We start from the raw sequence: 25,429 nt of genomic DNA on the forward strand, positions 1-25,429 counted from the left end.
TAGGTGTGCGAATGATTTTCAAAAATCAATATATGAGAAGTAAACTGCTAGAGCATTTAATGTTGGTGGAAAGTAGTAGAAAAAATTGATGATAGATTAAAGCTTCCAACTAGGTTTAAATCGTGGTATAATAAGACAATATTGTAAGAATAATGTAACCCTATTGCTAAAATACTTGGGAGGGAATTATTATGAATTTATTGATTTTAGCCCCAGCTTGTTCCATATTAGCCCTTGCTTTTGCTGGTTATCTTGCAGCTAAAGTACTAAAAAAAGATGAAGGAACAGAGCAGATGAAAAAAATTGCGACTGCTATTAGAAATGGTGCAGATGCATATTTAAAAAGACAGTATACAGGAGTGATTATTTTCTTTGCAGCTATGTTTGTAATACTAGGAATACTTGCATCATTTGGGTTTATTACGCCATTTGCACCTTTTGCATTTATAAGTGGGGGGTTCTTCTCAGGTCTCTCAGGCTTTATAGGGATGAAAATTGCTACCCGTGCAAATGTTAGAACTACACATGCAGCTGGGAAAAGTCTTAATAGTGCTTTAAACGTTGCTTTTTCAAGCGGTGCAGTAATGGGACTTACCGTTGTAGGTCTTGGACTTCTTCATGTTAGTATATTTTATTATTTATTGGATTTTTTCTATAGAGATTTAGAAGCGGGTATAAGAATTCAAAATATAACAAGTGCACTGATTACATGTGGAATGGGAGCTAGTGCAATGGCATTATTTGCACGTGTTGGTGGCGGTATATTTACTAAAGCAGCAGATGTAGGTGCAGACCTTGTTGGTAAGCTTGAAGCAGGAATTCCTGAGGATGATCCAAGAAACCCTGCAGTTATAGCGGATAATGTTGGAGACAATGTTGGAGATGTAGCTGGTATGGGTGCAGATTTATATGAATCCTATGTTGGGTCAATAGTAGCTACTGCTGCTCTTGCCGTAGCAGCTGGACTTGGAGTTTCAGGTGTTACAATTCCTATGATCATAGCAGCTATAGGTATAGTTGCATCTATTATTGGAACCTTCTTTGTTAAATCAGGGGAGAAAGCTGAGCAAAAAAGTCTTTTATCAGCTCTTAGACGAGGTGTTTACGTTAGTTCTGCAATAATTGGGATAGCTACCTTCTTCCTAGTCTGGAATGTACTTGGATGGGATCACATTGGAGTTTACTTTGCAATATTAAGTGGTCTTATAGCAGGTAATTTAATTGGGTTTTGTACAGAGTACTTTACTTCAGACACATACAAGCCTACCCAAAAACTAGCACAAACAACAAAAACCGGTGCAGCAACAGTTATAATAGGTGGTCTTTCACTTGGAATGATGTCTACTTTTCTTCCAGTTGTAATAGTAGCTGTGGCTATAGCAACTAGTTTTTATTTTGCTGGAGGAGCAGTAGATTATAATATGGGGTTATATGGTGTAGGAATAGCCGCAGTAGGTATGCTTAGCACACTAGGTATAACACTTGCTACGGATGCGTATGGTCCTGTGGCAGATAACGCTGGTGGTATTGCAGAAATGACTCATCAAGATCCTATAGTACGAGAAAGAACAGATGCTCTTGATTCTTTAGGCAATACTACTGCAGCTACAGGCAAAGGTTTTGCTATAGGTTCTGCAGCTTTAACAGCTCTTGCGCTTATCGCAGCATATAGAGATCAAGTAGAAATTATTATAAAAAAAGAAAATTTGGATTTTGTTTTTAATTTGTCAGTATTAAATCCCCAGGTTCTTATAGGGTTATTTATAGGTGGAATGGTGCCTTTCATATTTGCAGCACTCACCATGGATGCAGTCGGCACGGCAGCACAACTTATAGTGGTAGAAGTTAGAAGACAATTTAAAGAGATAGTGGGTCTTATGGAAGGTAAAGCAGAAGCTGATTATGCAAGGTGTGTTGATATCTGTACAAAATCAGCTCAAAAGGAAATGATTATGCCGGCACTACTCGCTATTACTATTCCAATAGTAGTTGGTTTACTTTTAGGTGTAAATGGCGTAGTAGGATTACTAGCAGGAGCAACTGTAACAGGTTTTGTACTTGCTATTATGATGGCAAATTCAGGTGGAGCTTGGGATAATGCTAAAAAACATATTGAAGCTGGAAACCTAGGTGGAAAAGGATCAGAGTGTCATAAAGCTGCCGTTGTTGGTGACACTGTAGGAGATCCATTTAAGGATACCTCAGGTCCATCCATAAACATATTGATTAAATTACTTTCAATGGTATCAATAGTATTTGCAGCATTTATTTTGAAGTTCTCAATGTTTTAGATATTACAAAATCAACTGTAAAATACTAATAATAACCACCAATTAAGATGCAAACAGCATCTTAATCGGTGGTTATTCTATTAATTCCTTAAATTCCATATGGCTACGCACATTATCAAAATCTTCCTCATTCTTTGCATTATTTTTTACACTTGGATTAATATCAATAGCTAGTTTTAAATATTTTACGGTATTATTAACATCACCTTTTCTTCCATAGATACTAGCTATACCATAATAGCTCCATTCAAACTTTTCCACTTCTAAATCTTTTTTATACCATATGATAGCTTCATCATAATGATTGTATAATTCATTGGCTAGTGCTTTATTAAATCTTGCATATCCATAATTAGGGTTGAGTTTTAATGATTGATCGATTTGCTGCATACCTTTCTCAAAATTTCCACTGTAAGCTAAGGCAATTCCTTCTACAGCATATGCTTTATAAAAAGTAGGATCTTCTTTTATGACTTGCCTTTCCGTTTCAATAGCTTGCTTATATCTTTTATGAAAAAACTCATCATACCCTTTCTTCCATACCTTTTCTAAGTTTTCTTGTTTTTGATTTATCTGTTGCTGTTTTTTTATTTCTTTTTCTTTTAATTGTTGTTTTTTTATTTCTTCATTTTTATTGTTCGATACAATCACACTGTTATTTTTTATTGTGGCATTAACTATTATACCTATCCATATAGCAGAAAGAATAGCAAACATTATTACCCTAAATTTAAATGATTGTGATTTCATATTTTCCACCGATTCCTTTACTATAATATTTTAAACTTAAACTTTAATATTACGCCATATGATTTTGTTCGTTTTTGACAAGTATATGGTAGAGATACCTATATAATAACAATATATGAATATTTAATATAGTAAAAGTTATTAAGGGCTGTGTTTATTTAAACAAAACATAAAAAAATACCGGAATATATCAAAATACATCGAAATAAACGAAATTAAATGATAGAATAGTAAAAAGATATACAAAATAAATGGTTATATCTAAACAAAAGCTTTAGAACAGACTAAGGCGATGATTTAACATGAAAGAATAATTATTATTATACTTAGGAGGAAAATTAAATGGAAAAAAGAATTAATTTTATAGGATTATTACCTTTGGTATTTTTCTTAATATTGTTTATGGGGGTTGGTATTTTAACGGGAAACTTCTCTAGTATGCCATTATTGCTAGCATTTGTTTTCGCTACTGCTTTTGCTTTATTATTGGATAAAAAAGGAGAGAAAACATCGTTGTCCGACAAGATTGATATATTTGCGAAAGCGGCTGGAGAACCTACTATTATGTTAATGGTAGTTATATTCATATTGGCAGGCGCTTTTTATTCAATTGCAGATGCAATGGGTGCTGTTACTTCCATAGTAAATATGGGATTAAGTGTTTTACCAGCCAATATGATGTTACCAGGTTTATTTATAGTTTGTTCTATTTTATCATTTTCTATGGGCACTTCAATGGGAACTATAACAGCTTTAGCGCCAATAGGAGTTGGTATAGCATCGCAAACGGGTATGGGATTACCTTTGGTATTAGGAACTGTAGTCGGTGGTGCAATGTTTGGGGATAATCTATCTTTTATTTCAGATACAACAATTGCAGCTACAAGAACGCAAGGAGTAAAAATGAGAGATAAATTTAAATCAAACGGTTTAATTATTTTACCCGCTTTTGTTATTACTGTAATAATATTGACTTTTCTATCTGGTGGAAATGTTCAGTTGCAAGCACTTGAATACTCGTTAGTTAGAATAATTCCATATATATCAATTATTGCTAGTGCGGCAATCGGCCTAAATGTTATGGTTGTTTTAGGAATAGGTATAGCTACTGGATCAATAATAGGACTTGCAATGGGTAGTTTTAATATAGTTGAGATGTTTGCAATATTGCAAAGAGGGATGGGCTGGATGGAAGATTTAGCACTGATATCTATTATAGTAGGCGGATTGGTTGGCCTTATGCATTATTATGGGGGGATTGAGTATCTACTAGAAAATTTAGCATCTAAAGTTAAAACAAAAAAAGGAGCAGAAATAGGAATAGCTGCATTAGTAAGCGTGCTAGATATAACTACAACAAATAATACAATATCTATTATTACGGCAGGACCACTCGCAAAGGATTTGTCAGAGAAATATGGGGTTAGTCCAATAAGAGCAGCAAGTATTTTAGATATATTTTCGGCTGGGTTTCAAGGCGTAAGTCCTTATGCAGGGCAAATGCTATTAGCAGCAACAATTGGGAAGATATCACCTATTCAAATTATTCCTTTTTCAATATATTCTTATTTAATGATAGTTTGCGGATTACTTTCAATATTCTTAGATTGGCCCAAAGCCCAAAGTTTTAAATAAACAGGGGCAGTCATGAGAATGGCTTTAGTGGAGTTTTATTCTAGCAATAAGGAAGTAAATCCTAAGTAAGCTGGCACCTATAGAGTAAACACTTTTTTATGTGCTTACCCTATAGGTGCCAGTTTATTTATGCACTTACCCTTATATGAATAATTGTATATCTGATTCGAGAGCATCCTTTAGATAGTCCTTAGCCTCAATTACCTCAAGTTCTGGAATGAGTTCTTCCTTTTTAAGGCCCATAACTTCCATTGAAAGCTTACATCCATAAAACTTAACACCTTTTTTTACAGCACCTTCTAGAAATTTAGAAAGGGTAGGTGTTCCGTCTTCCTTCATCATAGCCTCAAGCATTTTTTTTCCGAAACCACTAAAATTCATGGTGGAAAGGGGTAATTCATCTGGACCTTTTGGAGTCATTGCACCCATAAGTTTCTCCAGCGAAGACTTACCTTCACTTGTATTTATATTTGGATCTCTCAATAAAAGCAGACCCCAAAAGGCGAAAAACATAGACACTTCCATTCCTAATTCTTTAGCTGAATTTGCCAGTATTAATCCAGCTAAAGCTTTGTCATATTCTCCACTAAACATTATAAGACTTAGTTTTTTATTCATTATAGCACCTCATTTTCTTTAGTATGTGTATATATTTACATATTTATTCTTATTCATTAATTGAATTTTTTTATAATGATGGGGAAATAATATAATAAATGTTGCAAAAATATTTATTATATTTAGGAGGATTATTGTATGAATTCTTTAGACAGACTATCAAATAAAAATAAATTTAAAAAAAGAAAACAAAGGGTTTGCCCTATTAACAGTTTAGCAGTGATAGGTGTCGCAATTGGAGGAGCTATTGCAGGTTTGTTCGTTCGAAGTTGTTGTGGCGAAATAAAAAATATTATTATTAGTAATGCAAAAGATATTGAAGAGGATATTGAAGAAGATACAAATACTAAAAGGGATGAAATTAAGCAAACATTGGATAAAGCACTTGATGAATCTGTAGGTGACGTAGGAATTGCAATGGAGAGGGCCTTTGAAGACTTGGAAGATGAGAAACAAAGCAAGGATGAGGTTATAAAATAATATGTATATATTAAATCAACTCCTGCGGAGCTGCACAGCATCGAAGAAGATGAATTGACGACTTCAGAAGGAGATTAATACCGCACTTATAGAAGTAGGAGACTTTCCTTCTGAAATGTCGTTAAACTTTGAGTTATAAAAAATGATTATATGCTAATAGTTAAGAAAGAGGATTAAAAACAACAGAGATTGGAAGCTTCTAGAAGCTTCCAATCTCTGTAAATGGTAAGAACTTTTTGAACAGTCTTATTTATGTCTGTTTAATGATTTTAGCTACTGTATTATATATTTTTACCTTTTTCTTTAAGAAATGATAATAACATTTTTTTATTAGTATTAATAATAAGTTCTTCAGGCATATTTATATCTCTAAGTAATTTTTCTACAACACTAAAATTTCCTATAGAATAGCAGAAATGAGCATCACTGTTTACAATAATCCTTACTCCAAATTCTTTGCAAAGTTTTAGAATTTTAAGACAGTTTTTGTCACTGCCTTTTCTTGAAGTTACAAAAGAGCTATTATTTATTTCGATTAGTATATTTTTTTCTTTTGCTTTTTTTACGATTTCTTCCGCATGTATAGGGAATTTAGGATTTCCCATATGTCCTAAAATATTCACATAAGGATTATCCATAGCTTTTAAAATAGTAGCTGTATTTAAGTCTGCACTCTTTTCACCTTCCATTAGAGGTTCATGCATGCTTGCTATCATTATGTCAAGAACATTTTGTAGCTTTACTGGTATATCAAGATTACCTTCATAATCAATTATATTAGCTTCACATCCGTAAAGCATTTTAACACCGTATAATTCTCTTGGCAGCACTTTAAAATTTTCAAAATACCAAGGGTCGGGAGCTCCTGGCATATTAGGACCGTGATCTGTAACTCCTAATATCTCAAGACCTTTCTCACTAGCATATTTCGCATTCTCCATTAAAGTACTATATGCATGGCCACTAACTATAGTATGGGTATGTAAATCAGCAATAAACTTCATAAAATCTCTCCTCTCACTTTTCCATCTGTATATATTTAATTGTATCCCAAAATCCATGCTAGTGCTTAAAAAGGGGATATATTTTACTTATATTACTCTGAATTCTCCACCATAAACATTGAAACCTATCACGACTACTACAAATAATACTACAATATATATTACTTCAAATAAATTTCCAGTATCAGAGCCTGTGGTAATATGTGGTGGGAATTTAAGTTTAAACTTACCTATTTTTTCTAATATATTAACAAATTTATTATGAATACCTAATTTTTTCAATAACTGCGCAAGAAACCTGGGTATTGAAAGTATTGGTACTCCTTCTTTAGTAAATATATCAGCCCAATAAATATGACTTATATATCCAACGAAAAAACACCCCGTTAAATATTCATAGCCTAATTTATTAAATACATATGAAGCTGAAATAGTAAAAATAGTAACGCCTTCTATTGAGTGCAAAAATGTTCTGTGTGGGAATATTGCTATACAAATTAATAAAATACAAATAAGATAAATAAATGCATCGTTTAAATTAGTAACGTTATACATTGCTAAAATTGCACTCGAACCAATATAAGTTATAAGCATGGTCGACCTTTTGAAATTATTTGTTCCTTTACTAATTGTGGCGGAGAATTTCTTATAAACTAAACCAATGATAGGAATCCTTTTATAATACCTATCATTGGTGATTCCTAAAACTATAAAAAGGAAAGACATAAAATATGTGAATATCTCAGCATATTTACCTATATATTTTATCATTGTTAACTCTTGTACAATAGTTTTTGAATACCACAAAATCAGTGCCCCAAGTCCAATACTTAATAATAATTTTAGTAATAACTTTAATGATTTTTCCATATTATTTATTACTTTAGTACTTGTGCCTGAAAGTGGGTTCATTTGGTTTATCTTACTATTTTGACTATCTGCATCAACAAGTAATCCCGCCAGAGAGGCAGTTCCAAGGCCAATAATGCTTATTCCCATTGGAACATGTATATATTTATTGTTGAATATTGGCATTGAATTAATTAAAGGTATTGTCGCTACTATAGCATATGATAATATCGCTATTTTTTGGTGTGATCGCCCATTCATCTTATGTACTCCTTACTTCCGTTGATGTCATTGTAAATTTTTTTATAAATTACATTACATATTGTTTTTTAAAAACTTAATTATATAACTTAATGTGTGAAAATCACAATTTAAATCGGATTTAATGATATTTAATCCTTTAATTAAGGTATCCTCATCAAAGTTCTCTAATAATATTGTTAAATTTATCATGTTAATGCCACCATCTTTTGTATCTAGAACCCTTGCAGCCTTTACATATTTATTTTTCATTGCATCTAGAATAGCTATTTTAAGGTCCTCACTAATTTCAAATTGTGGCATTTCATCAAAAATTTTGATGTCTGAGTTTTTAATGCTAAGATTCTTAGCTTTTGTAACATCAGTTGACAAAAATATAGTATTTTTAAATTCCGCATCTTTAAAATCAACACCGTCTAGATTCACAGAATCAAATATAGTATTTTCAAATATAGTATTTTTGAAATCACTGCCTTTTAGATTTGTTCCAATAAATTCGGCCCACTTAAAGGTACACTCAAAAAACACACATGATTTAAAATGCGCACCTCTAAAATTTACAAAATTAAAATTAGAGTTTGAAAAATCACTATTATAACAATTGCTTCTCTCAAGATTTTTATACATAAAATTCTTACCTATTTTCTCTATGTTGTTGTAAATAAAATTACCTTTAACACTTTGATTCTTACCCATTTTTACCTCCATGGCAAATGCATTTATTTGCCTTCCTTAATATTAGTATACCTTAAAAAAACTTCTAACCAATTTTAAGGTGGTTAGAAGTTTTTACATTCATTATAAATAGTATACACAATTTCAATAAAAGTCAATAATTAATTAAAAGAAAACTATCACATTTTTAAATACGTGAATATAATATTATGTACTCAACAATATTATATGGAGGATTAAATTGGAACAGAATGAAATGAGAAAAAAAACAAACTGCCCAACAATGAGTAATTGTATTCCACAAGAAACTATAATAGAAAATGTTAGATTAGCCGCAGCTTACGTTCCGTACCAAAAACTTTGCACGATTTTTGCGCCTTTAGAAGCACTTAAAAGAGGAACTGCTTTCCCAGAACTTTATAGTCCGTTTGAGGGGGAAAACAAAAAAAATAGTCCATTTGCATCAAGTAAAAAGGGGAGAACTTATGAAGACTAAAATGGAACTTTTAAAACTAATTGTTGCTTCAGAATTTATGAAAGATGACCTAGGTTTGTTTCTTAATACCCATCCAATGGATCAAGAGGCTCTTGCAAAATATAATTTTTATGTGATGGAATCAAGAGGATTAAGAGAAAGCTATGAGATGAATTACGGAATGTTGTCTGACAACTCGCTGAGCCCTTATCCATGGCAGTGGATAAATAATCCATGGCCTTGGGAAACTGATGCTAATTTCAAACTTGAAAGGGGGGATATGTAATTTATGTGGACATACGATAAGTTTTTACAGTATCCAGTGAAAATTAAAAATCCAAATCCTGCAATGGCGAAAATTATTATTACTCAATATGGCGGACCGGATGGTGAATTAGGTGCCTCATTAAGATATCTGAGTCAGCGCTTTTCTATGATTACGCCTCAAGCTATAACAACATGTACTGATATTGGTACGGAAGAATTGGCCCATTTAGAAATGGTAGGTGCTATGGTTAGACAGCTAATGAAAGGTGCCAGTCTTGAAGAAATTGAAAAAGGAGGCATGAGTGGCTATTATGTGGATCATGGTAGAGGAGTATACCCTGTAAGTGCTTCAGGAGTACCCTTTAATGCTTCTTATCTTCAATCAAAAGGGGATCCAATTGTAGATCTAACAGAAAACTTAGCAGCAGAGCAAAAAGCAAGGGCCACTTATGAATATCTAATTAACATGGCAGATGACCCTGATGTATTAGATCCATTGAAGTTTCTACGAGAAAGAGAAATTGTTCACTATCAAAGGTTTGGTGAATCTCTTAGGATTGTTCAAGATTACTTACAGGAACCTCGTTTGTTTACAATGAGATAATGAATTATAAGTACACATATAAATGATAATAAAGCTTAGGATTGTGAAAACAATCCTAAGCTTTTAATTTATAAAAAAAATTTGCGGTTGACTTCCATATACAAAGATGGTAAAATCTTAACAGAATTATGAACAAATTATTAACAAAAATCATTAAACACATTTATAAGTATAAATAACCAAAAATAAGTTTAATGAATATTTATGCTTTAGTTTTATTATTATGCATAGCAAATTAGATAATTGCGAATATATATACAAACAATCTGACGTTTTAACTTATCAAGAGGAGATGTATGTAGTATTATTGCGCAAAATAGAGATTTTCATAACCATATAGTGATAATTCAGGAGCAAAGCTAATAATCAAGATATATATGCAATTACAGTGAAATAATGGGGTTCCCTTATAAAATCGTACACTTTATAATGATAGTATAAATAAAAATGAATAGGAGGCCAAGTTAAATGGAATCATTTATAAATGTAACTTCTGAAATAGGAAAACTTAATAAAGTAATGCTACATAGACCCGGTAGAGAAATAGAAAATTTAGTACCAAATCTTCTTGAAAGATTGCTTTTCGATGATATTCCTTATTTAGAAGTAGCGCGAAAAGAACATGACATATTTGCAAAAATATTAAAAGAAAACGATGTTGAAGTTCTTTATTTAGAAGAACTAGTTACAGAGGCTTTGAATGAGGATCAAACAAAAAAAATATTTTTACAACAGTTTTTACATGAAAGCCACATTAGTAATAAAGAAATATATAAATCTCTTTATGATTATTTAATGTCAAAGCCTACAAGAGAAATGATTGATATACTTATGGCTGGAGTTAGAAAAAACGAAATAGCTGTTAAGGAGATTCATTCTCTAAGAGGATTAATAGGAACCCAGTATCCATTCTACTTAGATCCTATGCCTAATCTTTACTTTACTCGCGATCCAGGTGCTTCAATTGGAAATGGGATTACTATAAATACTATGCAAACTGAAGCTAGAAGACGTGAGACTTTGTTCCTAGAATTTATTCATGAATATCATAGCTCTTTCAAACAAAATGAAGTGCCACTTTGGTATGATAGAAGCCTCCCAAATAATATCGAAGGTGGGGACGAACTTATATTATCTGCCACAACCCTTGCAATAGGATGCAGTCAAAGAACTTCCCCTGAAGCTATAGAAGTTGTAGCAAGAAATTTGTTTGAAATACATACTACTTTTGAAAAAGTATTAGTACTAGAAATTCCATCTAGCAGAGCATTTATGCATCTTGATACTGTATTTACTATGGTTGATTATGATAAATTTACAATACACCCAGAGATAGAAGGACCACTTAATGTTTTCGAAATTACAAAAGGTGTCAATGGAGAATTAAATATTAAGCAAGAAAAAGATATATTACAAAATGTATTAAAATCTGCATTAAAAGTGCCTTCAGTTGATTTAATAAGATGTGGTGGTGGTGACGCTATTGTAGCGGCAAGAGAGCAATGGAATGATGGATCAAACACTCTAGCTATTGCACCAGGAAAAGTTATAACTTATGAACGAAATTATGTTACAAATGAAATTTTATCAAAACGTGGTGTAACAGTGCTCACAATGCCAAGTGCCGAACTTTCAAGAGGAAGAGGCGGCCCAAGATGTATGAGTATGCCACTAAATAGAGACAACTTATAAACACAATATAAAAACAATATAAAAACAACAATATTAGGAGGAATTTATTATGTTTAACTTAAGAAACAGAAACTTTTTAACTTTGATGGACTTTACTCCAAAGGAAATAAACTACTTTTTAGATTTAGCTAGAGATTTAAAAAGAGCTAAGTATGCAGGTACAGAACAACAGAAATTAAAAGGTAAAAACATTGCGCTAATATTTGAAAAGAGTTCTACAAGAACAAGATGTGCTTTTGAAGTAGGAGCACTAGACCAAGGAGCTCATGTAACTTACCTTGGACCTACAGGAACTCAAATTGGTAAAAAGGAATCTGTAGCAGATACAGCTAGAGTTCTTGGAAGAATGTATGATGGAATAGAATATAGAGGATATGGCCAAGAAATAGTTGAAGAACTAGCAAAATATGCAGGAGTTCCAGTATGGAACGGATTAACAACTGAAGACCACCCAACACAAATTCTTGCAGATTTTTTAACTATAAAAGAACACTTTGACAAGCCATTAAGCGATATTGTGTTTGTATATGCCGGAGATGGAAGAAACAACATGGCAAATGCATTGATGATAGGTGCTGCTAAAATGGGTATGGACTTTAGAATTGTATCACCAAAGAGCTTATTCCCAGAAGCAGCATTAGTTTCAAAATGTAATGAAATTGCTAAAGAAACAGGAGGAAAGATTACCATTACAGATAGCGTTGATGCAGGAGTTAAAAGTGCAGATGTAATCTACACAGACGTATGGGTTTCTATGGGCGAAGCAGACGAAGTATGGGCATCAAGAATAGAAGTATTAAGGCCATACCAAGTTAATATGGAAATGCTTAATAAGACAGGTAATAAAAACGTTAAATTCATGCACTGCCTACCAGCTTTTCATGATTTAAAAACACTTGTAGGTAAAGATATATTTGAAAAATATGGTCTTGAAGGTTTAGAAGTTACAGATGAAGTATTTGAAAGTACACATTCTATAGTATTTGATGAAGCAGAAAACAGAATGCATACAATCAAAGCAATTATGGTTGCTACACTTGGAAACTAGCCTAAAATAATTATAAAATTAATTGGTGAGGGCAATATTATTGCTCTCACCAATTTAAAATATGGCTAATACATTAATCAAAAGGAGATTACAAAATGTCTGATAGATCAAAAAAACTAGGGTTGTTTTCACTAACAGCATTAGTTATTACGTCCTCAATAGGTGCTGGTATATTTAGTATATCTAGTGATTTAGTATCTGGTGCTGCAGCAGGACCTGCAATTATTGCATGGATAATTGTTGGGTTTGGTGTTTTAATGTTATCGTTATCTTTTAACAATTTATTATTAAAAAAGCCTGAATTAAATGGCATATTCAGCTATGCAGAAGATGGTTTTGGAAAATTTGGAGGTTTTATTAGTGGATGGGGATACTGGTTATCATCTTGGCTTGGCAATGTAGCCTTTGCCACAATGCTTATGAGTATACTTTCCTACTTCTTTCCCGTCTTTGGAAATGGTCATAATATACCATCAATTATCGGTGCAAGTGTTTTTATATGGTTACTTACTTACATAGTTAATAGAGGAGTTGAAGAAGCCGCTGTTATAAATACACTAGTTACCTTATTTAAATTAATACCAATCTTTTTATTCATAGTAATAGGTATTATAGCTTTTAAGGTGGATTTATTTACATATCATTTTTGGGGAAACATATCTACTAATTTTAAGATATCAGATATATTCGTGCAAGTTAAAAGTTGTATGATGGTAATGATGTGGGTTTTTGTCGGTATAGAAGGGGCCTCTATGTTATCTTCTCGTGCTAATAAGAAATCTGAAGCAGGCAGGGCAACTGTACTAGGACTATTAGGTTTATTAATTATTTATGTTTTAGCTTCTATGATTCCTTATGGTCTTATGAGTAAAGAGCAACTAGTAAATTTACCAACTCCTACAATGGCGTATATCTTAAAAGATATTGTTGGGCCATGGGGAGCTACATTCATAAACATAGGTTTAATAATATCTATTTTAGGTTCATGGTTATCGTGGACAATGTTACCCGCTGAAACCACTCTTTTAATGGCACGTGCAAACCTACTGCCGAAAAAATTTGGTGAAGTAAATAAAGCTGGTGCGCCTACTTTTTCATTAATTATCACGGCGGCTTTAACTCAATTATTCATTTTCACTTTATTATTTACAGATAAAGCATATCAGTTTGCTTATTCAATGGGTACTGCTGCAATATTAATATGTTATTTATTCGTTGGAATGTATCAATTTAAAATATCTTATATCGACAGACATAAAAAAGGTGAAATAAAACAAATAATCATAGGTTTAATTACAGTAATTTTTGAAATTTGGGGAATTCTAGCTTCAGGAATAAACTATACTTTGCTTTGTCTTTTGGCTTATATTCCTGGGATTGCGTTTTTTGTAATGGCTAGAAAAGAAAATGGTGAAAAGAAATTACTAACAAAAAACCAATTTGTATTAACTTCTTTGATCGTTATTGGATCAATATATGTTATTTATCTATTAGCAATAAGTAAAATTACAATTTAAATTGTTGAAAAGAGGTTTTTAATATGAAAATTGCAAATTTTGGCGTTGAAGAATGGTTAAATGTTTGGGAAAATGATGCTATATATGATATAGCAGGAAGCTCAATAGCTTCATTTTCATTAGAGGAAATAATATCTATAGATGGGACAACTCCAGAGGAATTTTTCCATGGACTATTAAAAACAAAAATGAACTATGGATGGATAGAAGGGTCCCCAGAGTTTAAAAAAGAGGTTAGTAAATTATATGAAAATGTTCCAGCTGAAAATATTCTACAAACTAATGGAGCAACTGGCGCAAATTTATTAGCTTTATATTCATTAATTGAGCTAAATGATCATGTGATTGCCATGCATCCTAGCTATCAACAATTATATGAGATTCCAAAGTCTTTTGGTGCTGAAGTGGAGTTTTGGGAAATTTATGAAGATAATGACTGGCTACCTAAGTTAGATGAATTAAAAAAATTAATGCGTCCAAATACAAAATTGATTTGTTTGAATAATGCAAATAATCCTACTGGGACTATTTTTGATGATAACTTTCTAAAAGAAATAGTTAAGATTGCGGATGCTGTGGGTGCTTACATTTTAGTTGATGAAGTATATAAACCTTTAGATTCTGACATTTCTGTTTCATCAATAGTAGACCTATATGATAAAGGGATTTCTACAAATAGTCTATCAAAAACATATTCAGTTCCAGGAATACGTGTTGGTTGGATTGCTAGCAATAAAGAATTAGCAGATTCATTTAGGAAGTATCGTGATTACACTATGATTTGCGCAGGTGTTTTTGATGATTATCTAGCTGTTCATGTATTAAAAAATAAAGAATTAGTCCTAGATAGAAATAAAAAAATTATCCATACGAATTTAGAAATTGTTAAGGAATGGATTAAAAATGAACCTCGCGTTTCATTAGTGTTTCCGAAATATGTTTCTACATCATTTATAAAATTAGATATACCTGTTGATATTGAACAATTCTGCATAGATATTCTAAAAGAAAAAGGAGTTCTTTTAGTTCCAGGCAATCGTTTTGATGTTCCGGGGCATGCTAGGTTAGGATACTGTTCGCATTCAAATATATTAATAAATGGATTAAAAGAGCTATCTGCTTATTTAACAAAGTTTGATAAATAATCTAATCTAAAATAATTTATACTTACAAAGTTAATATATTTTACAAATAAAAAAGTTTACATGGAAGTCATAAGATGAAAATACTTACGGCTTGCATGTAAACTTTTAATTTAGTTTATTGAGGATCTATGTGTTCCAATTTAATGACTACATGATTTACTAAAATACAGCTACCCAAACTAATGCTGCAAGTACTGCTCCAACTATTGGGGCAAATACTGGAATCCATGAATACGCCCAATCAGAATCTCCTTTACCGGCTATTGGTAATATTGCATGAACAATTCTTGGTCCTAAATCTCTTGCTGGATTTATTGCATATCCCGTTGGTCCACCTAAAGAAAGTCCTAAACCCAAAATTAATCCTCCAACAACAAATGTTGGTAATCCTGCAGCAGCTGTAACACCACCTATACCTAATATAACAAAAACCAATACAAATGTTCCGATTACTTCAGTTAAAAAGTTTGAAGAATACTTTCTAATTGCTGGTCCTGTACAAAATACTGCGAGTTTTCCAGCCTGGTCATCTGTTGCCTTCCAGTGTTCTAAGTATGTAAGCCATACTAGTGTAGCTCCAGCCATAGCTCCTAACATTTGGGCTATAACATAACCAGGAACTTGCGCCCAGGAAAATTTTCCAGCAACAGCTAAAGCAATAGTAAGCGCTGGGTTAAAGTGAGCACCGCTTATTGCACCAAAAATGAACGCTGGCAACATAACGGCCATTGCCCAACCAGATGCAATTACAATCCATCCGCTATTTTGAGACTTACTTTTGTTTAGTACACTGCCTGCAACTACACCGTCTCCTAAAAGAATAAGTATCATAGTACCAAAAAATTCAGCTAATAGTTTTGTTGACATTTTATTTTCCCCCTAATTTTCGAATATCTTTATAGATGAAATGTATTGCATTGCATCTATATTTGAATACATTTCATATCATATCATATTATAGCTTTATTTTCCTTATTTCGACCAATTTCTTGATCTTCCAATAGCTTTATGCCATCCTTTTAAAAGTTCTAATCTCTTTTCTTCTCCCATTTTTGGTTCAAAGGATCTTGATAGTGCCCAATTTTTCGCAATTTCCTCCTGATCTTTCCAATATACAACTGCCAGGCCTGCTAAATAGGCAGCACCTAACGCTGTTGTTTCAATTACTTTTGGTCTGTCAACTTGAACATCTAATATATCTGACTGAAACTGCATTAAGAAGTTATTAGCACATGCACCACCATCCACCTTTAATGATTTAAGTGTAATACCTGAATCTTCTTGCATAGCTTTTAATACATCATTTGTCTGATAAGCTAAGGATTCAAGTGATGCTCGTATAAAGTGTTCTTTCTTAGTTCCGCGAGTTAAACCAACTATTGTTCCTCTTGCATATGGATCCCAATATGGAGCACCAAGTCCAACGAATGCTGGCACCATATATACACCATCTGTATCTTCAACAGCACAGGCATACTCCTCTGATTCAGGTGCGGTCTTTATCATTCTTAATTCATCTCTTAGCCATTGAATAGTTGCACCTGCAACAAATACACTGCCCTCAAGAGCGTAGTTAACTTTGCCATTAATGCCGTAAGCTATAGTTGTAAGTAAACCATTGTGGGAATCAACTGCTTTTTCACCAGTGTTCATTAATAGGAAGCAACCAGTACCATAAGTATTTTTAGCCGTTCCAGCTTGATAACAAGTTTGTCCAAACAGGGCAGCTTGCTGATCACCGGCTGCGCCAGCTATTGCAATTGGAGAACCAAATATTGAATTATCGGTGTATCCATAAACACAGCTTGATGGTTTTACTTCTGCAAGCATTGATTTAGGTATATCTAAAGTACTAAGTATTTCATCGTCCCATTTCAATTCATGAATGTTGTATAGAAGTGTTCTTGAAGCATTTGTATAATCTGTTACATGAACCTTTCCATTTGTTAATTTCCAAATTAACCATGTATCAATAGTACCAAATATTAAGTTACCTTTTTCAGCCTCGTCTCTAGCACCAGCAACATTATCAAGTATCCATTTAACTTTTGTTCCAGAAAAATAAGCATCAAGTATAAGTCCAGTTTTATCGCGTACTACTTTATTAAAGCCTACAGTCTTTAATTCATCACACATGCCAGCGGTTCTTCTACATTGCCAAACAATTGCATTGTATACAGGTACTCCAGTGTTTTTATTCCAAACCACTGTAGTTTCTCTTTGATTAGTAATACCAATAGCGGAGATATCTTTTGCTGTGGCACCAATTTTAGCCATAGCTTCTTGTGCCATACCTAATTGAGTAGCCCAAATTTCCATAGGATCATGCTCAACCCAACCTGGACTCGGAAATATTTGTGTAAACTCTTTTTGAGCTACACTTGCAATAAGTCCTTCTTTGTTAAATAAAATGCATCTTGAACTTGTTGTTCCTTGGTCTAGTGCCATTACATACTTAGCCATAATTTGTACACTCCTTTTTCGGTTTAATAGTAATCGTTTACTTAATGATTTATGGAAACACGATATTAATTAATATAATATCGTGAATTATTATTGGATTAGTTGTTAATGTTAAATCATCACCTGCGCAGCGGCAGTATCACCGACTTCAGAAAGAAATTTATACTCTCACTGAAGTTTTTTCTTTATTATAGTGTATAACCCCCTCTTATAGAAGAAGGGGTTATACACTATTACTAATATACTATTAAAGTAATACTATTAGACCACTTTAACGTTCTTAGTTGCTATAATATTCACTCCGGTGTCAAGTATGTTTTCTAGAACCACATCACCTATAGAAATAGGAGCTTTTACTATAACATTTTTTAATGCTCTTACGCAGTCATAAATCATATCCTTTGGAATATCTCTCTCAGTTTTAACAGGAAGTATCTCATTTTCCCCACCTGAAACTAAAACAGAGGATGTAACGACTCTTGTTGGATTAGTGCATTCTTTCTTGCCGTAGGTTTCTCCCAGCTTACAGGTATTTCCTTTAACGCTAATAACTTCTTTGCCCTCAAGCGCTACCACAAGAGCACAACCTATTGGACAGCCTATGCATGTTAATTCCCTTGTACTCATAGTTAACTACTCCTTTTCTACCTTTATGGTAATCTTTTTACAGTTACTATATTTATCAAAAACTGCTTTAGTTAATTTAACGCTTTCCATTTCGCCTGGTGTAAGAATCTTTTTCTTTAAATGCATTTCGCGCACATCATCAAAATAAACAGATATATAAGCAGATTTATGTACCTCACCAACCCTAAATCTAACATCTATTATGTTATCGATATTTTCAGGATTGATAGTACTTGGTACTGTATACCTAACTCCGTCTGTCGCGAAGATCTCAATACTCTTTCCGGCATGGTAAATTCCTTTTATATAATCAGAAGCATTTCTACCAGCAGTGTAGCTTTCAGTGGTTACATTATCTACTAAATCATGAACGTGAAGCACATTGCCACAGGTAAATATTCCAGAAATGCTCGTCTGCATGCTTTCATCTACCTCAGGACCCCCAGTAACTCTGGAAAGTTTAACATTAGCTTTTCTAGAAAGTTCATTTTCGGGTAGAAGGCCAACAGATAAGAGTAATGTATCACAAGCAATGTATTCCTCAGTACCCTTAATTGGTTTCCTATAGTCATCAACTTGAGCTATAGTAACTCCGCAAAGTCTATCATGCCCATGTATATTTGTTATAGTGTGGCTTAATTTTAAAGGAATATTAAAATCGTCTAAGCATTGTACAATATTTCTCTTAAGCCCACTTGAATGAGGCATTAGTTCTACACAAGCCTTTACATTTGCACCTTCGAGGGTCATTCGTCTTGCCATTATAAGTCCGATATCTCCAGAACCAAGTATTACTACTTCTTTTCCTGGCATTAGACCCTCAACATTAACATATTTTTGAGCTGTTCCAGCTGTATAAATACCTGCGCATCTTGCACCTGGTATGTTTAAAGCTCCTCTTGGTCTTTCTCTGCATCCCATTGCAAGTATAACTGCTTTTGCCTGGAGCTCCAATATACCATCTTCTGTATTTACAGCAGTAACTTGTTTACTATCATTTACATCTAGAACCATGGTATTTAGTTTATACTCGATATTAAGTGCAATAACCTTGTCAATAAACCGTTGTGAATACTCAGGACCAGTAAGTTCTTCTTTAAAGGTGTGAAGACCAAAACCATTATGAATACATTGATTGAGAATACCACCTAATTGATTATCTCTTTCTATAATTAAAATGCTGTTTATCCCTTGATCCTTTGCAGAAACTGCAGCTGCAAGGCCTGCTGGACCTCCACCAATTATGATTAAATCATATTCTTGCATATATATTCCTCCAATTTATAAAGATTGTTTATTTTTGCCAGTGAGCAGTATAGAATTTTCGCCTGATTTTGTAATGGCGCATCGTGGTATATTAAGTTCTCTTGAAAGAATATCTACAACTTTTGTTGCACAAAAGCCCGATTGGCATCTCCCCATTCCAGCTCTTGTCCTTCTTTTAACTCCATCAAGTGTTTTTGCTCCAAGAGGTCTTCTTATAGAGTCTATAATTTCACCTTCTGTTACAGTTTCACACCTACAAACAATTGTTCCATATTCAGGTATTTCCTTGATTATTTTTTTTCGTTCATCGTTTGACATTTCTCTAAATTTTCTTGTACCTTTTCGTATAGGGTTGAATTTTACATTTTCCTGCGGTGCTAATTTTTCTGTTACTATATCAGCTACCATTGCAGCAATACTTGGAGCACTAGTTAAACCTGGAGAATCAATTGCTGCTACATTAATAAAGTTCTTAGCGTCTTCTGCTTCCCCAATTATAAAATCATTTCCCTCGCATTTTGATCTATTCCCTGCAAAAGAAGTTATAACCATATTCATAGGAAGTGGCATTTGGATACTTAATTGAGCATTTAAAACGATATCATCGATGCCTTCGCGAGTTGTACTAAGATCAGTTTTGTTATCTTGATCTACAGCATTAGGTCCAATTAGAAGGTTACCATCAACAGTAGGGGTAACTAAAACTCCTTTTCCAAGTTTAGTTGGAAGTTGAAAAATAGTTTTTGTAACTAAATCTCCGCAAGCTTTATCAAATAAGACATATTCTCCTAGCTTGGGAAGTATTTTAAATTTATTATTGCTTACCATATTATTAATTTCATCCGAAAATAAACCGGCTGCATTTATTACTACTTTTGTTTCAATGTCGCCTTTATTAGTTTTTATAACGTAACAACTTTGTTTTTTTTCTATATTAAGGACCTCAGTTCCAAATTCAAATTCCACGCCATTGGTGTATGCGTTTTCAGCCATAGCAATAGTCATTTCATATGGGCAAACAATTCCTCCTGTTGGAGCATATAAGGCACCGACACAGCTCAATGTTACATTAGGTTCCATTTCTCTAACTTGATCTCCATCAAGAATAGCTAAATTAGGTACTCCATTTTTTTCGCCTTGTTCTAGTAATTCTTTAAGATCATTCATGTGTTTCTCGTCAAAGCACAGAACCAATGATCCATTCCTCTTAAATGGGAAATCTAATTCCTTTGCAAGTTTTGTATACATTTCATTACCTTTTGCGTTTAATTTTCCCTTAATAGTACTTGGATTAGCATCATACCCTGCATGCACTATTGCACTATTTGCTTTTGTTGTACCAGAAGCAACATCACTAGATTTTTCAATAACACATGTTTTTAAATTATATTTAGATAGCTCTCTTGATACTGAGCAGCCAATGATGCCAGCACCAATAATAGTTACGTCAAACATCCTTTTACCTCCTAAATGCAAATAAAAAGAGAACCTTGATTAATAGGTATAAAATACCCATACATCAAGGCTCTCTTTTCTCCGCCTTTACTTATTTAAGTACATACTAACATAATAATTAAAGAAGTACAAGTCCCAATTAAAAACATACATAATTTCGAAACAACAACAGAATGATGTGAATTTGCTTGAATGAGAAATGAGAATGTGATAGTATTTAATTAATTATATCTTATAAACCTAAATAAATTTTTGGAGGGTACATCATTGGAAAACCTAGAACAATTATTAATAGAGAACCCAGTTATTGCAGCCATACGAAATGAGCAGGATTTAAAAAAAGTGATTCTTAGTAATGTTCATATTGTGTTTGTCTTATATGGGAGCATAATAAATTTAAAGAAAACATGTGAGGACCTTAAAGAGGCGGGCAAAGTAGTATTTGTTCACGTGGACTTAATAGAAGGATTAAAGGCAGATTATGCAGGGCTGCTTTTTCTAAAACAATGTGGAGAACCTTATGGAATTATAACTACAAGGGCAACAAATATAAAAAATGGGAGAAAGCTAGGATTCTGCGCTATACAGAGAATATTTGCAGTAGATTCTTTGGCTTTAGAAACGGGAATAAGAAATATACAATCTGTAATTCCAGATGCTGTAGAGGTTATGCCTGGGGTTGCAAGTAAGATTATTAAAAATATAGGAAGTGCAGTGAGAGTACCAATTATAGCAGGGGGATTGATTCAAAATAAGAAGGATATAATGGAATCAATTAGCGCAGGAGCAATGGCTATTTCAACGTCAAAACAAGAATTATGGGGTTTATCTGAAGAATAGTAAAGATGAGATTTTCTTATAGGAACATAAGTTGGTAATTAGTTATCAACTTATGTTCCTATAATTTTTGAGAAATAGACCATTGACAAACATGTTAACATGTTATATCATTTAAACATTAAAGAATTTGAAGATATTAATTTAAACTTTTGTGAGGTGTTATTATTATGAAAAATATCATTATTAAGGAAATCAATAAAAAAGTATATTTTTATTTTAGCTGGGGCTATCGTTATTTTAGCGTTAGTTACTTTTTGTGCAAAAAAAAATATATGGTTTTTTTTAATAATGAGTTTAGTAATAAAACTATGATACCAGCGTATGCTGATTTATAGAAAGTAAACTAAGTCTGTACGCAAGGAGGACTCATTATAGGGGTTCTCCTTTTTTAAAAGGAAGACCCATTATAAGGGGTCTTCCTTTTTTTATAATTTTTTATAAGTTAAATGACTTATTAAGACTAAGATCAAAATAATATTTTAGGAGGAATTTTAAATGGTAATCGTAATGAAATCAACTGCAAAACAAGAACAGATTATGAATATTAAGAAAAAACTTGAGGGGTTAGGTTGTGCCATCTTTATTACACAGGGAGAAAACTGTTGCATTTTAGGGATTGTTGGAGACACAAGTTCAATAAATGCAGGCCAGATTGAAGCAGAGGAATGTGTTGATAATGTTATGAGAGTTCAAGCTCCTTACAAAAGAGCTAATAGACTTTTTCATCCTGATGATTCATTAATAAAGGTAGATAACAGAATAATAGGTGGAAAAGAACTAGCGATAATTGCAGGGCCTTGTGCTGTGGAAAGTGAAGAGCAATTGATAACTATTGCAAAAGATGTAAAGCTAGCAGGAGCTAATTTTCTAAGAGGCGGAGCTTACAAACCTAGAACTTCTCCATACGCATTTCAAGGAATGGAGGAAGAAGGATTAAAAATATTATTAGAAGCAAGAAAAATAACGGGGCTTCCAATAGTAACTGAAGTTATGAGTGTTGAACTAGTTGATAAAATATCGCAATATGCTGATGTACTTCAAATTGGAGCTAGAAATATGCAAAATTTCGACCTTTTAAAAGAAGTAGGAAGATGTAATAAGACAATACTTTTAAAGAGAGGTATGAGTGCAACAATTGAAGAACTTCTTATGTCTGCGGAGTACATAATGTCTGAAGGAAATCAAAATGTAGTTTTATGTGAAAGAGGTATTAGGACCTTCGAAACTTTCACAAGAAACACCTTAGATTTAAGTGCAATTCCAGTACTTAAGAGGCTTAGTCACTTGCCAGTTATAGTAGATCCAAGTCATGCCGCTGGTAAATGGTGGTTAGTAGAGTCACTTGCGAAAGCAGCTATAGCAGTTGGTGCAGATGGTCTTGAAATTGAGGTGCATAACGATCCTACCAATGCATTGTGTGATGGACAACAATCATTAAAACCAGAGAAATTTGAGGATCTTGTAAATTCCATAAGAGTAATTGCAAAAACACAAAATAGAATAGTTTAAGAGGTGGTAAATTTGGATTGTACAGACTTTAACATTACAATTGTAGGATTAGGACTTATAGGTGGCTCCTTTGCTATGGCACTAAGAGAATTAAAACCTAAAAATATTTGGGCTATTGACATTGATAAAGATGTTTTAGATATAGCTGAGGAAATGAACATTATTGATAAAGGATATACAAGTCCAGAAATACCACTTAGTAATTCGGATATTGTGATACTTGCAGTTTATCCTCAAAAGACTATAGATTTTGTGAAAAACAATATGAACTTATTTAAAAGTGGAGCAGTTATTACAGATACTGCTGGAATTAAGAGTAATTTAATAAGTGAAATTATGATTGAACTTAGAGATGATTTAGATTTTATCGGTGGTCACCCAATGGCTGGAAAAGAAGAATCAGGGCTCAAGGCTGCAACTAAAGATATGTTTAAAAATGCTAACTATATCTTGACACCAATTAATGGAAATAAAGAGGAGAATATAAATTTAGTAACGGGGATAGTTAGGGGAATGGGGTGTAAAAGTGTGGTACGACTTACACCGAATCAGCATGATGATATAATTGCTTATACAAGCCAGTTACCACATGTTATAGCTGTTTCCTTAATAGATTGTAATAGTTTAATTGTCGGAATACCCCAGTTTGTTGGAGGAAGTTTTAAGGATACCACTAGAGTTGCTACTATAAATGGTGAATTATGGCCTGAATTACTTTTTTATAATGAAGAAAATATAGTTAGCAAAATCGAAGACTTTGAAAATAATATAAAAGAAATAAAAGATGCAATAATAAATCATGATGAAGCTTTTCTAAAGAAAAGGTTTGAGAATGCAACTAATAAGAGAAAGGAGATAAGTAAAGGTGTATAGTATAGAAGTTAAAGCTTCTAGCAGAAGCTATCCAATATACATTAAGAATGGATTACTAGAGGAAATTGGAGCAGAAGTTAAGAAGATATATAAAGGAAGAAAAATAGCCGTAGTAACAGATTCTAATGTTAATGGATTTTATGGGCAAAAGCTTATTTGTTCATTAAAAGAGTCAGGATTTGAAACTTTTAAAATTGTTGTAAAAGCTGGTGAAGAAAGCAAGTCCTTCGAAACTCTTTTAGAGGTGTATGATAAACTTTTAGATTTTAAGATAAACAGAGGAGATATTATAATTGCCTTAGGTGGTGGAGTTGTTGGAGATATGAGTGGTTTTGCAGCCGCAACTTTTTTAAGAGGGATTCCACTCATACAAATTCCAACTACATTACTAGCACAGGTGGATAGTAGTGTAGGTGGTAAGGTTGCAGTAGATTTGCCTCGTGGAAAGAACCTTGTGGGAAGTTTTTATAGCCCTACAGCAGTTTTTATTGATCCATTACTGCTTGGAACACTTAATGACAAGTTTTTTAGTGATGGAATGGGTGAAGTTATAAAATATGGAGCAATAAAAGATAGTGAGCTATTTTATACATTAATGAATTATGAAAACAAAGAAGCCCTTTTAAAAGAGATAGATAAAATCATTTATACTTGCCTTAGTATTAAGGCCGCTATTGTTGAAGATGATGAGTTGGATACTGGGGGCAGAATGTTATTAAACTATGGTCATACCATCGGTCACGCAATTGAGCAATTCTTTAATTTTGAGGTGTATTCCCATGGAGAAGCAGTGGCAATGGGGATGTATTCTATAACAAAACTAGGAGAAGAACTAGGAATGACTAAAACTGGAACAGCAAGTGCTATAAAAGATATTTTAATTAAGTATAATTTGCCTTGGATGTTACCTGAAATAAAAAGTGAGAATATAATTGAGACTATTAGTCATGATAAGAAAAACATTGGGGAATCCATGAATTTCATATTAATAGAATCCATTGGAAATAGTTTTATTGAAAAAATTAATGAAGCTAATATTAAGGGTTATCTGCAAAAAATTCTTAAATAATTATTATATTGAATTG

General features: G+C 32.9%; 24 protein-coding genes. 14 read left to right on the plus strand and 10 right to left on the minus strand.

The features are described 5' to 3' along the window. The first annotated feature begins 191 nt into the window (after positions 1-191). On the plus strand, positions 192-2,291 hold the full coding sequence (locus ACWJKS_RS07435) for a sodium-translocating pyrophosphatase (protein ID WP_462960857.1): 2,100 nt from the start codon (positions 192-194) through the stop codon (positions 2,289-2,291). A 72-nt stretch (positions 2,292-2,363) separates the two neighbouring features. Here ACWJKS_RS07435 and ACWJKS_RS07440 read toward each other — a convergent pair whose 3' ends face one another. Next, on the minus strand, positions 2,364-3,041 hold the full coding sequence (locus ACWJKS_RS07440; RefSeq protein ID WP_462960858.1) for a tetratricopeptide repeat protein: 678 nt from the start codon (positions 3,039-3,041) through the stop codon (positions 2,364-2,366). Between the two features lie 342 nt (positions 3,042-3,383). On the opposite strand from ACWJKS_RS07440, the gene ACWJKS_RS07445 reads away from it, so the two are divergent. Continuing rightward, positions 3,384-4,676: a Na+/H+ antiporter NhaC family protein gene (locus ACWJKS_RS07445; protein WP_462960859.1), complete on the plus strand. Its 1,293-nt coding sequence runs from the start codon at positions 3,384-3,386 to the stop codon at positions 4,674-4,676. 141 nt (positions 4,677-4,817) lie between these two features. Here ACWJKS_RS07445 and ACWJKS_RS07450 read toward each other — a convergent pair whose 3' ends face one another. Continuing rightward, a complete protein-coding gene (locus tag ACWJKS_RS07450; RefSeq protein WP_165414505.1) occupies positions 4,818-5,294 on the minus strand; it encodes a DsrE/DsrF/DrsH-like family protein in 477 nt (158 codons plus the stop codon). Between the two features lie 138 nt (positions 5,295-5,432). Here ACWJKS_RS07450 and ACWJKS_RS07455 point away from each other — a divergent pair, with 138 nt between their 5' ends. Then, a complete protein-coding gene (locus ACWJKS_RS07455; RefSeq protein ID WP_216304425.1) occupies positions 5,433-5,774 on the plus strand; it encodes a hypothetical protein in 342 nt (113 codons plus the stop codon). A 281-nt stretch (positions 5,775-6,055) separates the two neighbouring features. Here ACWJKS_RS07455 and ACWJKS_RS07460 read toward each other — a convergent pair whose 3' ends face one another. From ACWJKS_RS07460 to ACWJKS_RS07470, 3 genes are all read right to left on the minus strand, one after another. After that, positions 6,056-6,778 (minus strand): phosphatase, encoded by a 723-nt coding sequence (locus ACWJKS_RS07460; protein ID WP_216304426.1) that lies wholly within the window; start codon positions 6,776-6,778, stop codon positions 6,056-6,058. An 87-nt stretch (positions 6,779-6,865) separates the two neighbouring features. Further along, the gene (locus ACWJKS_RS07465; RefSeq protein ID WP_462960860.1) at positions 6,866-7,888 is read right to left on the minus strand and encodes a metal-dependent hydrolase; all 1,023 of its coding nucleotides are present in this window, start codon (positions 7,886-7,888) and stop codon (positions 6,866-6,868) included. 54 nt (positions 7,889-7,942) lie between these two features. Further along, the gene (locus ACWJKS_RS07470) at positions 7,943-8,584 is read right to left on the minus strand and encodes a pentapeptide repeat-containing protein (RefSeq protein WP_462959203.1); all 642 of its coding nucleotides are present in this window, start codon (positions 8,582-8,584) and stop codon (positions 7,943-7,945) included. A 220-nt stretch (positions 8,585-8,804) separates the two neighbouring features. On the opposite strand from ACWJKS_RS07470, the gene ACWJKS_RS07475 reads away from it, so the two are divergent. The 7 genes from ACWJKS_RS07475 (at position 8,805) to ACWJKS_RS07505 (ending at position 15,311) form a co-directional block, all read left to right on the plus strand. After that, the gene (locus ACWJKS_RS07475; protein WP_253198299.1) at positions 8,805-9,059 is read left to right on the plus strand and encodes a spore coat associated protein CotJA; all 255 of its coding nucleotides are present in this window, start codon (positions 8,805-8,807) and stop codon (positions 9,057-9,059) included. After that, a complete protein-coding gene (locus tag ACWJKS_RS07480; RefSeq protein WP_165414510.1) occupies positions 9,049-9,324 on the plus strand; it encodes a spore coat protein CotJB in 276 nt (91 codons plus the stop codon). The genes ACWJKS_RS07475 and ACWJKS_RS07480 overlap by 11 nt, the downstream gene beginning before the upstream one ends. 3 nt (positions 9,325-9,327) lie before the next feature. Then, positions 9,328-9,909: a manganese catalase family protein gene (locus ACWJKS_RS07485; protein WP_165414511.1), complete on the plus strand. Its 582-nt coding sequence runs from the start codon at positions 9,328-9,330 to the stop codon at positions 9,907-9,909. Between the two features lie 468 nt (positions 9,910-10,377). Then, complete coding sequence (gene arcA, locus ACWJKS_RS07490; RefSeq protein WP_216304573.1) at positions 10,378-11,601, plus strand: arginine deiminase; 1,224 nt, start codon at positions 10,378-10,380, stop codon at positions 11,599-11,601. A gap of 49 nt (positions 11,602-11,650) precedes the next feature. Continuing rightward, entirely contained in the window at positions 11,651-12,649 is a 999-nt protein-coding gene (gene argF, locus ACWJKS_RS07495) for an ornithine carbamoyltransferase (protein ID WP_462960861.1), read from the plus strand. Positions 12,650-12,744: 95 nt separating this feature from the next. Then, positions 12,745-14,166 carry an arginine-ornithine antiporter gene (gene arcD, locus ACWJKS_RS07500; protein ID WP_216304575.1) on the plus strand — a complete coding sequence of 474 codons (1,422 nt, stop codon included), beginning with the start codon at positions 12,745-12,747 and terminating at the stop codon, positions 14,164-14,166. Positions 14,167-14,189: 23 nt separating this feature from the next. Further along, entirely contained in the window at positions 14,190-15,311 is a 1,122-nt protein-coding gene (locus ACWJKS_RS07505) for an aminotransferase (RefSeq protein ID WP_462960862.1), read from the plus strand. Positions 15,312-15,470: 159 nt separating this feature from the next. Here the strand turns inward: ACWJKS_RS07505 and ACWJKS_RS07510 are convergent, their stop codons facing one another. The 5 genes from ACWJKS_RS07510 to ACWJKS_RS07530 form a co-directional block, all read right to left on the minus strand. Further along, positions 15,471-16,178: an MIP/aquaporin family protein gene (locus ACWJKS_RS07510; RefSeq protein ID WP_216304577.1), complete on the minus strand. Its 708-nt coding sequence runs from the start codon at positions 16,176-16,178 to the stop codon at positions 15,471-15,473. Between the two features lie 105 nt (positions 16,179-16,283). Then, positions 16,284-17,774, minus strand: a complete 1,491-nt coding sequence (glpK, locus tag ACWJKS_RS07515; RefSeq protein ID WP_462960863.1) for a glycerol kinase GlpK — start codon at positions 17,772-17,774, stop codon at positions 16,284-16,286. Between the two features lie 261 nt (positions 17,775-18,035). Continuing rightward, a complete protein-coding gene (locus ACWJKS_RS07520) occupies positions 18,036-18,401 on the minus strand; it encodes a DUF1667 domain-containing protein (RefSeq protein WP_220287842.1) in 366 nt (121 codons plus the stop codon). A gap of 6 nt (positions 18,402-18,407) precedes the next feature. Further along, positions 18,408-19,667 (minus strand): NAD(P)/FAD-dependent oxidoreductase, encoded by a 1,260-nt coding sequence (locus ACWJKS_RS07525; RefSeq protein ID WP_462960864.1) that lies wholly within the window; start codon positions 19,665-19,667, stop codon positions 18,408-18,410. A gap of 15 nt (positions 19,668-19,682) precedes the next feature. Continuing rightward, positions 19,683-21,122 (minus strand): NAD(P)/FAD-dependent oxidoreductase, encoded by a 1,440-nt coding sequence (locus tag ACWJKS_RS07530; RefSeq protein WP_165415054.1) that lies wholly within the window; start codon positions 21,120-21,122, stop codon positions 19,683-19,685. Between the two features lie 267 nt (positions 21,123-21,389). Here ACWJKS_RS07530 and ACWJKS_RS07535 point away from each other — a divergent pair, with 267 nt between their 5' ends. The 4 genes from ACWJKS_RS07535 to aroB all read left to right on the plus strand — a co-directional run bounded on the left by ACWJKS_RS07535 (position 21,390) and on the right by aroB (position 25,413). Further along, a complete protein-coding gene (locus ACWJKS_RS07535) occupies positions 21,390-21,962 on the plus strand; it encodes a glycerol-3-phosphate responsive antiterminator (RefSeq protein WP_165414344.1) in 573 nt (190 codons plus the stop codon). 495 nt (positions 21,963-22,457) lie between these two features. Beyond that, positions 22,458-23,471: a 3-deoxy-7-phosphoheptulonate synthase gene (aroF, locus tag ACWJKS_RS07540; RefSeq protein WP_216304052.1), complete on the plus strand. Its 1,014-nt coding sequence runs from the start codon at positions 22,458-22,460 to the stop codon at positions 23,469-23,471. Positions 23,472-23,483: 12 nt separating this feature from the next. Continuing rightward, positions 23,484-24,344, plus strand: coding sequence for a prephenate dehydrogenase (locus ACWJKS_RS07545; RefSeq protein ID WP_216304051.1), 861 nt, complete (start codon positions 23,484-23,486; stop codon positions 24,342-24,344). Beyond that, positions 24,337-25,413 carry a 3-dehydroquinate synthase gene (gene aroB, locus ACWJKS_RS07550; protein ID WP_216304050.1) on the plus strand — a complete coding sequence of 359 codons (1,077 nt, stop codon included), beginning with the start codon at positions 24,337-24,339 and terminating at the stop codon, positions 25,411-25,413. The genes ACWJKS_RS07545 and aroB overlap by 8 nt, the downstream gene beginning before the upstream one ends. Positions 25,414-25,429: the final 16 nt, after the last annotated feature.

It is taken from the genome of Clostridium sp. CM038, from assembly GCF_055081105.1.